The organism is Mycobacterium deserti (assembly GCF_025345615.1).
Lineage (GTDB): Bacteria > Actinomycetota > Actinomycetes > Mycobacteriales > Mycobacteriaceae > Mycobacterium > Mycobacterium deserti.
The window spans coordinates 48,452-61,171 of the sequence record NZ_JAODWD010000007.1 but is presented as its reverse complement, the minus strand read 5'-3'; the positions used below and the strand labels follow the sequence as shown (position 1 = coordinate 61,171).

The 12,720-nt window shown below is 66.9% G+C and carries 11 protein-coding genes; 4 read left to right on the top strand and 7 right to left on the bottom strand.

The genetic code is table 11. The features are described 5' to 3' along the window. Positions 1–4: 4 nt before the first annotated feature. Positions 5–2,764, bottom strand: a complete 2,760-nt coding sequence (locus N4S67_RS25855) for a helix-turn-helix transcriptional regulator (protein ID WP_260995907.1) — start codon at positions 2,762–2,764, stop codon at positions 5–7. A 207-nt stretch (positions 2,765–2,971) separates the two neighbouring features. Here N4S67_RS25855 and N4S67_RS25850 point away from each other — a divergent pair, with 207 nt between their 5' ends. Beyond that, entirely contained in the window at positions 2,972–4,183 is a 1,212-nt protein-coding gene (locus N4S67_RS25850; protein WP_260995906.1) for an enhanced intracellular survival protein Eis, read from the top strand. Here the strand turns inward: N4S67_RS25850 and N4S67_RS25845 are convergent. Next, on the bottom strand, positions 4,180–5,094 hold the full coding sequence (locus N4S67_RS25845) for an alpha/beta fold hydrolase (RefSeq protein WP_260995905.1): 915 nt from the start codon (positions 5,092–5,094) through the stop codon (positions 4,180–4,182). The genes N4S67_RS25850 and N4S67_RS25845 overlap by 4 nt on opposite strands. Positions 5,095–5,132: 38 nt before the next feature. Then, on the bottom strand, positions 5,133–5,981 hold the full coding sequence (locus N4S67_RS25840) for a hypothetical protein (RefSeq protein ID WP_260995904.1): 849 nt from the start codon (positions 5,979–5,981) through the stop codon (positions 5,133–5,135). Between the two features lie 86 nt (positions 5,982–6,067). On the opposite strand from N4S67_RS25840, the gene N4S67_RS25835 reads away from it, so the two are divergent. Both N4S67_RS25835 and N4S67_RS25830 read left to right on the top strand, forming a co-directional pair. Beyond that, positions 6,068–6,346, top strand: a complete 279-nt coding sequence (locus N4S67_RS25835; RefSeq protein ID WP_260995903.1) for a DUF1905 domain-containing protein — start codon at positions 6,068–6,070, stop codon at positions 6,344–6,346. Between the two features lie 150 nt (positions 6,347–6,496). Further along, positions 6,497–8,128: a fatty acid--CoA ligase gene (locus N4S67_RS25830; protein ID WP_260995902.1), complete on the top strand. Its 1,632-nt coding sequence runs from the start codon at positions 6,497–6,499 to the stop codon at positions 8,126–8,128. A 4-nt stretch (positions 8,129–8,132) separates the two neighbouring features. Here the strand turns inward: N4S67_RS25830 and N4S67_RS25825 are convergent, their stop codons facing one another. Beyond that, complete coding sequence (locus N4S67_RS25825) at positions 8,133–8,993, bottom strand: oxygenase MpaB family protein (RefSeq protein WP_260995901.1); 861 nt, start codon at positions 8,991–8,993, stop codon at positions 8,133–8,135. A gap of 166 nt (positions 8,994–9,159) precedes the next feature. On the opposite strand from N4S67_RS25825, the gene N4S67_RS25820 reads away from it, so the two are divergent. Next, on the top strand, positions 9,160–9,657 hold the full coding sequence (locus tag N4S67_RS25820; protein ID WP_260995900.1) for a hypothetical protein: 498 nt from the start codon (positions 9,160–9,162) through the stop codon (positions 9,655–9,657). A gap of 106 nt (positions 9,658–9,763) precedes the next feature. On the opposite strand, the gene yaaA is transcribed toward N4S67_RS25820, so the two are convergent. From yaaA to N4S67_RS25805, 3 genes are all read right to left on the bottom strand, one after another. Next, positions 9,764–10,510 (bottom strand): peroxide stress protein YaaA, encoded by a 747-nt coding sequence (yaaA, locus tag N4S67_RS25815; RefSeq protein ID WP_260995899.1) that lies wholly within the window; start codon positions 10,508–10,510, stop codon positions 9,764–9,766. A gap of 30 nt (positions 10,511–10,540) precedes the next feature. After that, positions 10,541–11,161, bottom strand: coding sequence for a C40 family peptidase (locus N4S67_RS25810; protein WP_260995898.1), 621 nt, complete (start codon positions 11,159–11,161; stop codon positions 10,541–10,543). Between the two features lie 247 nt (positions 11,162–11,408). After that, a complete protein-coding gene (locus tag N4S67_RS25805) occupies positions 11,409–12,545 on the bottom strand; it encodes an alkaline phosphatase family protein (protein WP_260995897.1) in 1,137 nt (378 codons plus the stop codon). Between the last annotated feature and the right edge of the window lie 175 nt (positions 12,546–12,720).

The following is a 12,720-nucleotide window of genomic DNA, read 5'->3' as shown; positions in this document are numbered from 1 at the left end:
GGCTCTATCCGTCGGGTCGACCCATGTGTCGGCCCAGTTCGGCGCGCGAGTGAATACTGAGCTTGCGATATATGCGGGAGAGATTGGCCTCCACAGTTTTTGGGCTGATGAACAGCGCGGCGGCCATCTCGCGATTGGTGATACCAGTGGCCGCCAGTTCGGCGACCCGCCGCTCCGAGGCGGTCAGCTCGGCCCGAGTCCTGGTGCCGCTAGCCCGCTGCAACTCTGCATGAGCTCTCTCCGCCCACAACGGGGTGCCGAGACACTCGAACGTAGCCAACGCCTCCCGCAGCGTCGCCGAGGCGGCCTCCCGCCGCCGTTGCCGACGTTGAAGCTGACCGACCAGCAGCTGTGTACGGGCACGCTCGAACGGCATGGGGAGGCGGTCATGTTCGGCCATTGCCCGCTGCGCCGCGACGTCTGCCGCTTCGGCATCTCCGCGGGCGGCAAACAGCATGGCTCGACAACGACCGCTGGTCGCTAGCATCCACGGACGGTCAAGCCGATGGCCGTTGCGTTCAAGGACGTCGACCATCTCCTCCGCCTCACTGACACGCCCGAGCGCAATCATCGCCTCGACCGCATCAGGAACGAACCCAGCCACGAAGATTTCTGAGGCGTTGGGTGAGTCCTTGACGCGGGACAGCATGGGCTCGAATGTGGTGAGCGCAGCCCCATGGTTGCCCAGTGAGACTTCGAGAAACCCGAGGATCGTGATGGGCCACCCCGCCAAAATGGCTGAGCCGCACCGCTGGCTGGCCGCTAATGCCTCTGTTGCGTCGGCCCGCGCCTCGCCGGCCCGGCCGGCATAGGTGGCAAGCGCCGCCCGCATTGTCAAAGCTGCGGAAAGGTTGACGTCGCCACCCATCTGCTGCGCCCGTTCGGCGGCGTCGTCGGCGACCGTGGCGGCTTCCCTGAAGTCCCCAATCCAAATCTCGTTGAGAAAACTGTTGAAAGCGACGAACATCCACTCGCTCTCTTCGCCGCGTTCGATACAGCGCCGCCGGATCGACAGCATTGCTTTCCGGGCCTGGGGCAGGTGTCCCGTCCACGAGAGCAGCATGGCGTTCTGCATGCTGGGTCGAAACGCCACTGGCAGGTCCGAATGAGGCTCCTCTGATGCGAGTGCGCGGCGTAGGCCTTCGCCCTCGAGGCCGTTTCCAGCCAAGAAGTGCAGCATGGTCCGCATACCTAGCGCCTGGCTCAGCTGTTGCGGCTGCCCGAGATGCTCGGCGTTCGCAACGGCGTCCTCGACGTTGCACAGGGCAGACGTCACCTCACCGGCATTAAGGAGGGCAAACGACAACGTGACCAACATCTGAACCTTCAGTGCAAGATTGTCGCCGGTCTGGTCGACTGCGGCCTGCAGCACGGCGGATGCCTCCGAAAGACTGTCTTCGAATATGTGCACAACGGCGAGCAGATTCGAGGCATCAGCTCGCAGCATTCCGGGCGCCAACATCTCGATGGTCTTCACGAGCAGGGCGCGTGATTGCGCAGGCTCTCCAGCTTCGAAATGATATCGGGCCAACCGGATTCGGCGCTCAGGGGTGTCCCCACCGAGCCCCATAGCCAGCCCGAGTAGTTCAGCTGCAGTCGCGGGTGCACCTCGCACGCGAGCCGACTCGGCTGCTGTGTCCAGCGAGAGCACTGTGTCCGGATCGCCGGATGTCGCTGCCAGGGCCAGGTGCCTCGCTCTGAGCTCGGGGTGCTCAACGAGCTCGGCCAGCCGCCGATGCATATTCCTGCGCTTGGTCGGGGACGCGCCGGTTTGAACGCCTCGGGCCAACAACGGGTGCGTGAAACGCAGCCGGTGGCCCTCGATTCCGACGATGCCCTTGGATTCGGCATCCGCGAGCATCCCGCGGACGTGCTCGACGTCGCAGCCGGTGGCTGCGGCCACCAACGTCACCGTGGGAGTAGCCACACACGCCGCGGCAAGCAGCGCCGTCTGCAACTGGGGGTCGAGGCCGCCGATCCGTGCCCGCACCAGTTCGCCCAAAGTGGGCGGCAACGACGTGCCAACATCTGTCGCATCGTCGTCCATCGCTCCCGCGAGTTCCAGGGCATAAAACGGATTTCCGCCCGAAACATCGCAGATTTGACGCATTTTAGGCCGCGAGAACGACCGACCTAGACGCTCGGATAGCACTGCGTGCAAGGCGCCAGCGCTGAGCGCGCCCACTCTGAGGTGGCGCACCTTTTCTGGCTCGCACAACTCCAGTGACATTCTCGGCTCGGCAGCTTGCGTCTCGGTACGCACGGTCGCAAGCACGCCAACCGGCGCGGGGAGCCGACGGACGGCAGACGACACGATATGCGCGCTCGGCAGGTCGAGCCATTGCAGATCGTCGATCGCCATCAGAACAGCAGAAATTTCGGCGAGTCGCTCGATGACTGATACAAATGCCGCCGCCACCGCGCGCTGATCGCATACCAGCCCATCGGCGTCGCCCCGCAATAGAACCTGATCGATCGCAATTCTCTGCGGCGGCGGTAAAGCCGCGAAGTCGTCGTCGTCCAAATCGCCCAGTAGATCGGCCAACGATGAATAAGCGAGCACCGACTCCGCCGAAGTCGTTCGAGTCGACAACACGCGAATCCCGAGGTTTTTCGCCCGCTCAAGGCCCGCGAGCCACACGGTGGTCTTGCCGATACCTGCTGCGCCCTCCACCACCAACGCCGACGGCCCCGCCGACATGGACGCGAGGAACCCATCGAGTGCCTGAAATTCGCTATCACGACCCACCACATGTGTGGCCATGCCTGAATACTGACAGTCGGCACAGCGCTGGTCCACCGGTGTACGACTAACTTCATCGATGTCGTATGCGCCAGGCGTGACCACCCACTCGTCTGACGTGTCCCCGCGAATCGATACCCAAAAGCCATGCGGCTGGGGACCTGACGGCGAAGATTGTCTTGAAAATCGGATGCGCTCAGCCACCGGCCTGTGGCACCGTCGAGTTCTGTGCCGGCCTCAGAAGCTCCGAATGCCGTAGATATCCGCTCCGCAATTGACGCGGACTGGCCCGCGATCGAATTGCTGGACGCCACCTGCTTCGGCGTCTTCGGGCCGTCGGAGACCTTCTGCGCATGGCGGTCGTCGATCCCCGCAGGCGGCTCGGTACTCGCGTGCGACGGCGACGACGTGGTCGGCATGGCGCACTATCTCGACCTCCGGCTGACGGTGCCTGGCGGCGCGGTGCTCCCGATGGCCGGTGTCACGATCGTCGCGGTGGCGCCGACCCATCGCAGGCGCGGGTTGCTGCGTGCCATGTACACCGAACTGCATGACCGCATCGCTGCGAACGGGTATCCGCTCGCCGGGCTGACCGCCAGCGAGGGCGGGATCTACGGCCGCTTCGGCTACGGCCCGGCGACCATCGAGGAGGAACTCACCGTCGAGCGCCACGTCACGAGCTTCCGCGCCGACGCTCCCGATCCGGGCGGTGTGCGGTTGGTGAAGCCCACTGACCACCGCGCCGACCTCGAAGCGATCTACGAGCGCTGGCGCCTTGCGACGCCGGGCGGCATTGCGCGGCCGCGCCCACTGTGGGACGAACTGCTGACCGACCGGGAGAGCCAACGACGCGGCGGCACAGCCTGGTTCACCTTCCTGCACCCTGACGGCTACGCGCTGTACCGAGTTTTCGGTGACGACCCGATGTTCGTGCGGGTCGCCGAACTGAGGGCGGTCACCCGTGACGCGCATGTCGCGCTGTCCCGGGCGCTGGTGGGCCTCGACCTGATGAAGAGCATCCGGTTCGGTACGCACCCGGCCGACCCGCTGCCGTATCTTCTGACCGACTCCCGGCAGGCCAGGGTCACGCACCGCCAGGACGACCTGTGGCTGCGCATCATGAACATCCCGGCCGCACTGGAAGCGCGCGCGTACCGGGCGGAGTTGTCGACGGTCATTGAGGTGACCGACGATTTCCGTAGCGACGGTGGCAGATTCGCGTTGCAGATCCACGACGGGCGTGCCCGCTGCACACCTACCGACGCCGCGGCCGACGTCCGGATGGGACAGGACGTACTGGGCAGCCTCTATTTGGGCGCCCATCGCCCATCGGCGTTCGCAGCGGCAGACCGGTTGCGCAGCAACGACTCAGAGGTCTTGGCCGGTCTCGATGCCGCCTTCGCCACCGATGTGCCCGCCGAGCTGGGATTCGGCTTCTAGGACTCGTACTCGTCCCACACCTTGATCATCGTTTGCAGGATCTCCTCGGCACGGCCGAGGCCGGCGAGATGGCTTTCGCCCGGCATCGGATACAGCTCGGCGTCGGAGAGGCGAGAGACCACATGTTGACCGTGCGCGTAGGGGACGATGTGGTCGGCGTCGCCGTGCCACCAGCGGACCGGCACGGTGATTTCGTCAAGCCGGAATCCCCAATCCCGGGAGAACACGACGATGTCGGCGAACGGGGCGGCCAGCTGCTTACGGCTGCCGTTGAGCAGGTCGTCGAGGAACATCGCTTTGATCTCGGGCCGGGCCAGCAGCCGGCGGTCGGCCTCCGGTGACACGCGGCCGTACAGATCGGCCGCGGGCGAGGCGACCGGCTTGATGAACCGGATGAGCGCGGAGGCGATGAGGCCGATGGGCAGCCCGGCGTACTGCAGCAGCGGCGCGACGCGCATGCCGAGGTTGCCCATCAGGCCACCGGTGATGGCGTCGGACCCGACCGTGGGTGCGACGCCGCCGATGACACCCGCCGCCACGACGCGATCAGGCATCGCCGCGGCACACCCGAGCGTGTACGGCCCGCCGCCGGACAGGCCGACGACGACCATCCGATCGATGCCGAGTGTGTCGGCGATGGTGCGCAGGTCCTCGGCGAAGGAGACCACGGTGTCGTACCGGTACTGCGTCGATGATCCGATGCCCGGCCGGTCGAGGCCGATGAGGCGGATGTGTGCCTTCTCGGCGTAGACGCGCGCCTCCATCGGAATCTGGCGGCGGGCACCCGGCGTGCCGTGCAGCCAGAAGATGGCGCGCCCCTGCGGATCACCGAACTCGGCGAAACCGATCTGACGGTCTTCCCCCACGGCGACGTTGCCTTCGAGTTTGGGGCGGGCGATTGCGACGACCATGGCGAAAGTGTCGCACGCGGGCCCAGCCCCGCTGTGGGCTAGGCCACACGGAACAGGTACGACCCCGCGGTGGTCACACGGTCACCCACGCCTTCGTCATACATCAGTACCCGTACCGCGACCGTGCCGTCGGCACCTGGCGCGGGTTCGGCCTCCACCCGGAACGGCCCGGTCTTGCCGCGCGCCATGAACATCACGTGGCATGACACCCCCTGCAACCGATCCGTGCCCGCGGCGGCTGCCGCGGCGTCGAGCGCAGCTGTCTCGAGGATGACGAATTGCGGTCCGACGTGCAGCGCCGCGTCCGGTGAGGCGACCTCGACGGCCAGCTCAGGCAGGCCCCAGTTGCCGTCGGGCCTTCGGTGGCCGCCGAAAACCTGCCACAGCGGCGGCAGGTCGGGGGAGTCGACCACCTCGAGAGGGTTGGCTTCCATGCGCTCGAGAACGTCGGGCGGGACGCCGATGCTGACGCCCTGGCCCTCGATCAGCGCGAGAACGCGTTCCGGCCGGTCCGCGTCGACGATCTTGGCGCGGCTGTAGCCCATCTGACGGCCGACCCGTAATTCCTCGGAGACCACGTCGATGCGCTGGACGTCGCGACCCGCGTCGAGGATCTGGCAGGAGTGGATGACGGGGTTCGGCACCGCCTCCAGATCGGACATGTGGCCGCTCTCGGGCGCCGAGATGCCCAGCACCGCGAACAACAACCCGCCGTCGGCGTTGCGCATGTCCCGACGCAGCGTGACGGTGTTGTCCTCCTCGACCAGGTCCATCTGCGCGTAACTGCGGCCGATGTAGCGGTAGCTCAGCAGCCCACCCCAGCGGCGGCGGAGTTCAGCGGCGTACTCCTGTGGCGAATCGGCCAGCTCGCGAATGTCTCGCAGCATGCACACTCCTGAGTCGTATGGTCGACTCGCGCGGCGTCGAGTCGTCATGACGATGACACCACCAAAGCCCGTCGGAAGGCCACCTCATGAGCGAGCGACTCAACCGGGAATTCAGCGCACCACTGCAGAAGAGCGACGCCAAGGGCGGGTGGACGTATGTCGTGATGCCCGGTTCGGCCGAGTTCTTCGGCACCCGCGGACTGGTGAAGGTGCGCGGTGCGATCGACGGTCACCCGTTCCAGAGCTCCTTCATGGCACTCGGCGACGGCACCCACAAGCTGCCGGTAAAGGCGGACCTTCGCCTGCTCCTAAACAAAGGAGTCGGCGACAACGTGACAGTCCGCCTGCACGAGCGACTTGGCTGAGCGTCGCCGCAGCAGAATCGACTGCGCCGTAAACGGTTGCGATCGCACACAACACAAGGTGATCGTGCCCGCATCTTTCGCCGTTCCCGGCCGAACCGCCGCTCGATGCACCATCATGGCGCTGTCGGGGGTACACACCTGGGGGCGGCCATGGACAGCACGATGCAAGATTTCCCGCTGACCGTCGCGGGAATTCTCCGCCACGGAACCACTTGGCACTCCAGCCGCAGGGTCATCACGAAGTTGCCGGACGGATACCGCGAAACCAGCTACGGAGAACTGGGAACCCGTGCTGCGCAACTGGCTCACGGGCTAAGGCAGCTCGGCGTGAGCGACAGCGTCCGCGTCGCCACGTTCATGTGGAACAACCAGGAGCACCTCGAGGCGTACTTCGCGGCGCCGGCCATGGGAGCGGTGCTGCACACGCTCAACATCCGGTTGGCCGCCGAGCAGATTGCCTACATCGCCAACCACGCCGAGGATTCCGTTGTCCTGGTCGACATGTCGGTCGTCCCACTACTGGCGCCGATCCTGCCGGAGATGAAAACCGTGCACACTGTCGTAGCGGTGGGCGAGGGCGACGTAGATGCCCTGACGTCGTCTGGGAAGAACGTCGTACGCTACGACGAACTGCTCGACGGTCAGCCGATCGAGTACGACTGGCCCGATGTCGACGAGAAATCAGCTGCTGCAATGTGTTACACGAGCGGGACGACGGGAAACCCGAAAGGGGTCGCCTACAGTCACCGCTCGACGTACCTGCACTCGATGGCGGTGTGCACGGCCAACGCGATCGGACTCGCCGACGGCGACCGCGTCCTTCCGATCGTGCCGATGTTTCATGCCAACGCCTGGGGGCAGCCCTACTCGGCGTTGATGGCGGGCGCGGATCTGCTGATGCCCGATCGCTTCCTACAGGCCGAACCACTCGTGGCCATGATCGAACAGCAGCGACCGACGGTGGCGGCCGCGGTGCCGACGATCTGGAACGACGTGCTGCAGTACCTGAACGCGAATCCGGGCCGCGACGTCTCATCGCTGCGCTTCGTCGCTTGCGGAGGCTCCGCGGTGTCGCTGAAGATGATGAAAGAGTTCGAGACGAAGTTCGGCGTGCGCATCTGCCAGGGCTGGGGCATGACGGAGACCGCACCGCTGGCAGCGGTCGCGACACCGCCGCCGGAGGTCAACGAGGCCGAGCACTGGGCGCTGCGCAGCACAGCCGGACGGGTGCTCTGCGGAGTCGAGATCCGCATCGCAGACGACGACGGCAACGTGCTGCCCAGCGACGGAAAGGCCGTGGGGGAGATCGAAGTTCGAGGTCCGTGGATCACCGGGTTCTACTACGAGAACGCCGACCCGTCGAAGTTCCACGACGGCTGGCTCCGTACCGGTGACGTCGGCCGCATCGACCCACAAGGCTTCATCACGCTCACCGATCGCGCGAAGGACGTCATCAAGTCCGGCGGCGAGTGGATCTCGTCGGTTGAACTGGAACTGTCCATCATGGAGCATCCCGCCGTGTTGGAGGCCGCTGTGGTGGGGGTTCCCGACGAACGGTGGCAGGAGCGACCGCTGGCGGCCGTCGTGGTCAAGAAGGACTCATCGGCCACCGCCGAGGAACTACGGAAACATCTGTGCGACAAGGTAGCCCGTTTTTGGCTTCCCGAACGTTGGACCTTCATCGACGAAGTGCCCAAGACCAGCGTGGGCAAGTTCGACAAGAAGCTCATCCGCTCGAGATACGCCGACGCCGCCTACGACGTCGTCGAATGCCGCGACTGACCGATCACTGGCTCGCCGTCAGCGCCCACCGGATCCCGCCGACGAGCACACGGCCGGCGAGCCGGATCACGGTTCCCTCGACCGGCGGAAAGTACGGCAGCAGCAGGGGCATTCGGGCCCAGGACGGCAACATCGCCACCGACGCCGCAGCCAGCAGGCCGTAGGGCGCGCGGGCGACGATCGGCAGCGGGGGAGTCAGCAGAAGGAACCGGGCGGCCTCTCGCGCCGCAGCGGTCCCGGTCAGCTCCGGCCGGTACGCCTCGATGCGTTCGGCCAGTTCGCGTTCGGTGCGGGGCGGATCGATGACTCCGAGCGCCTCAGCCACCCGGGCGGTGTCGGCGACGTACCCGTCACGGCCGCTCGCGTCCAGCGGTTCGGCACCGTACTGCTGATGGGCGAGCAGGAAACTGTCGACCTCGGCGATGTGCACCCATTCGAGCAGATGCGGGTCACTGGCCTGATACGCCCGCCCGTCGGGGGCGATGCCGTGCACCCGTCGGTGGATGCCCCGGACTTTGTCGACTGAGCGCTGCGCGTCGGCCGCGGTGCCGAAGGTGGTAACCGCGAGGAACGTGCTGGTGCGCTGCAGCCGGCCCCACGGGTCGCCCCGATAGTCGGAGTGCTCGGCGACGCCCGCCATGGCCAACGGGTGCAGCGATTGCAGGAGCAGAGCCCGCAAACCGCCGACGAACATCGACGCGTCACCGTGCACTCGCCGGATGGGGCGGTCGTCGTCGAACCAGCGCGGCCCCGCGGTCTCGTGGATGCGCGCGCGGTTGGCGGGGCCTTCCGGTCCGGCAACCATGCCGAACAAGCTGCGCCCCAGGTTCGTACGCATAGCGCCGAGATCCGGCAACACCGTCATGCTTCAACGGTACGGCAGCCAAACGCGGTCGCCGATCAGCGCGCGAAGTGGTCCGGTGCAGCGGATCAGTGGTTTACCGTAACGACGGTGGTCAATACCGTCGGTACCGCGGTTCACCGGCGAATCGAAGAACGGGGACGTGCCCATGCGCCGAACGACACGATTGATGACCTTGCTGGCGGCTGTCGCCGTGGCGACGCCACTGGGGCCGGTGCTCGGCGCCGCAGGCACCGCCGGCGCTGACGGGGTCAAAGACAACAGCGGAGGCGGCACGTTCGCGCCGTTCGCCCAGATGCTGCGACGGTGCGACTTCAGCGAGACCGACTTCAACGGCCCCACGGGGTACGCGCGGGCCACCGCGGTCATCCGTAGTGACGGGTCCACCGTGAGCGCCGACATCCAGATCGCCACCGCGATTCCGAACATCCGCTACGACGTCAGGCTGATCCAGGTGCCGCGGCCCTCTTCGGCGAGTTGCATCGGCGGTGACCCCGGCGTCGCGGTCGGGGCGTTGAACATCGACGGTGCGGGCGCGGCGGCCACCAGCCTCTCGGCTCCCATCGCACCGGGCGCTACCGGGGCGTGGGTGTTCATCAGCCGGCCCGATCGGTTCTCGCAGAACCCGGCGGAGTTCTACACCACCGACCTGATCGTCAAGATCTAAGCCGCGCCCCAGGTCGTCACGCGCGAACGTTCCTTACCGCTCGAGACTTCGGCCATAGTTCGTGCGGTAAGGAACGTTCGGCAGACGGATCGAACGCCTCGGACCGTCACGCGGGGATGACGACCGTGAGCTGGCCACCACGACGTTCCACCGTCAACCCAGCCCGGCGCGCGATGGCCGCGACGGCGCCTGCATCGTTGGGTTCCGACCTCGTTGTGGCCAGCACCCTGGCTAGTCGCCCCTTGTGCGCCTTGTTGAAGTGACTCACCACGGCGCGGCTGCCGTCGGTCCGCTCGGCGACGACGTCCACGTGCACCGCGTTCGGCAGCCGACCCAGAGCGGCGTAGGACCCGGACCTCAGGTCCACGACCAGTTCGGTCGCCGCCAGCCGGGCCAGGACCGGTTCCAGCAGTGGACGCCACCGCGCAGCCAGAGTCGGCTGCCCCGGCAACTTGGACGTCGCCGAGAGGCGGTAGGCCGGAATCCGATCGTCAGCGCGCACGAGTCCGAACAAGGCGGACGCCACGGCGAGCCGGCCCAAGGCACGGGCCGCGGCCGCGCCGCGCAGCGAGTCGATGTCCAGCGCGTCGTACAAGACACCGGTATAGCGGTTGATCGCCGACATCGTCGGGGCGTTGCGCAGTGCGGCATTGCGCTCGATTTCGGCGTCCTGCGATGCCGAGAGCCCGAGTGTGCGCCGGCAGGCCGCGCGATCGGCCGCGAGTTCCACCAGTTCATCGACCAGCGACACACGCAACGGCGCGAGCTCCGGACAGCTCAGCGACTCGATGCGCAGCGGCGGTCCGTCGCCTCCGGTGTGCTTGGTCTCCGAGGGCGGCAACAGGACGATCACGCCGCAGACGCTATCTTCCGGGCGCAGCCCTCAGGCGGGAGGCGGCGGGGCCGGCGGCATGCCGGGCGCAGGGGGCAGGCCCGGTGCGGGCGGCGGCGGCAACGGGCCGGCAGGCGGCGGGGGCGGCGGCGCCATCGGCGGGGCGGGTGCGGGCGGAGGCGCCAGGAACGGGCCGGGCGGGGGCGGCGGCGGTGGCGCTATCGGCGGCGCGGGGGGTTGCCCGGCCATCAGCACGACGGGAGCCGGCGCGCCGGGAGGAGGGGGAGGAACGGGCTGATCGGCGGGCATCGGCAGGAACATGTGATTGGTGAACTGGTCCTGGTAGGCACCGCCACCGCCGACCTTCACCCCTCCGCTTTCGCCGGAGGACACCGGGGTGCCGTCCGGGAGGGTGACCGCGGTGTGACCGCTGTTCCACCCGACCACCAGGGTGCCGGGTTGTGAACCGTGCTGGAAGCCGCGCGCGAGCAGGGCGTTCTCGATGTTTCCGGTGTGGAAGCGATCTCCGTAAACCGGGCGCCCTGTCGCGGCGTTTGTCACCCAGGAGACCAGGCCTGAGCAGTCCGTACCCGCGGGGCTGTCCCCGCCGGAGACGTACGGCGTGCCTGACACCTGGTTGACAAGTGTCAACAACGTAGCGATAGCAAACATGTCGCCGGACGCTAACAGAGCCGTTTGTGGCGAGCCAAAATTTGTGATGGTGAACACAACTCAGGGGTTCTATTAGGTACTTCACGGAAACCGTTGCGCAATCAAGATATTCGCCGACCGTGGCAAAGCTACGTGCCAATCGACGTCAATCTGCAACTGTAGCAACTACTTCTGCCAGGCTCACGGGCTTCAATGCAGCGAATTAACCTGCACTGCAATAGTTTTCGGTGCGCCGCACGCGATCCGCTCAGCCGGACGCGAGCAGCAACGGCACCTGCTGTTCGGCAAATGTCAACGAGCCGTGGTGACCGATCAGGGACGATTCGAGCGGCTCGACTTTCCGCCGCACGATGACCGCGGATCCCCGCGCGGCAGCGACGACGTCGCCGATCCGGTGCCACACCTCGTCGGCCACCCGTTCACCGAACCAACCTGCAGCGATCGCCTCATCGCGTGAGACCACCCACGCGCGCTCGCCGAGGATCTCCCGCCAGGTCGCGACCACGTGGCTGCTCGCTCCCTCTGCGGCGTATACATGCCGGGCGCGGGGTTCACCGCCGATGCCGACAACGCCGTCGAGCAGCGCGCCACGATCGTCGACATCGACGACCTGCTCGGGGTCGACCCAGACCATGCCGTGGTCGGCGACCACTGCGAGCAGACCGCCACTCGGCAGATCCTCCACAATCGATTCGACCAATCGGTCGACATGGCGCAACTGCATTCGCCACTGCGGTGATCCGGGTCCGTACAAGTGGCCGAGCATGTCGAGCTCACTGTGGTAGGCGTAGCAGAAACCGTTCTCGCTCAGGGTGTTTCGCACGGTGGCAGCCAGATCGCCGAGTGCGTGCACTCCGACGTAGCGACCGCCCCGCAGGACTGCGCGCGTCAAACCGGATCCGCTGAACTCCGCTCCGGAAATCACGCTCACCGCGACTCCCGCCGCGGCGGCGCGCTCGAACATCGTCGGCAGCGGTTGCACCTGTTCGGGCACCAACTCCTCGCGCAGGTCGGCGCCCCACGGGTGCGGACGCCACCGCAGCGCGTTCACCACCCCGGCGCCGTGCATCCGGAAGGAGTAGCCCACGAACCCGTGCTCACCCGAGCGGCACCCAGTGCCGATCGCGGCCAGCCCAGCGGCCGTGGTGGACGGGAAGCCGACAGAAAGGGTGCGGCCTCGCAGTCCGGCAAGGACGGGCGCGTCGGCGGCGTAGGTGTCGAGCAGTTCGGCACCGAGGCCATCGATCAGCAGGACGCACGCGCCCGCGACGTCGCGGTCCAGCGGAATCCGGCCGTCGAAGCCGTCGAATCCCATCGCAGCCAGTACCGATGGAACGACGTCGGCCAGGTGGGGCAGGTCCGGGTCCGGCTGCGGCAGGTCCACGGGCCGAGACTGCCACACGCTGCCGCGTGATGGGGGATCTAGATGCGCTCGCTTCAGCGGCGTGGATGCCACGTTCGTGAGTCACCGTTGGTTGGTCAGCGGCGACGCGAGCAGGCCCTCGCAGGCTTTGATGAAATCAGCGTCGTCGATTCCTGAATTCGGGTGGGCCGAAGCG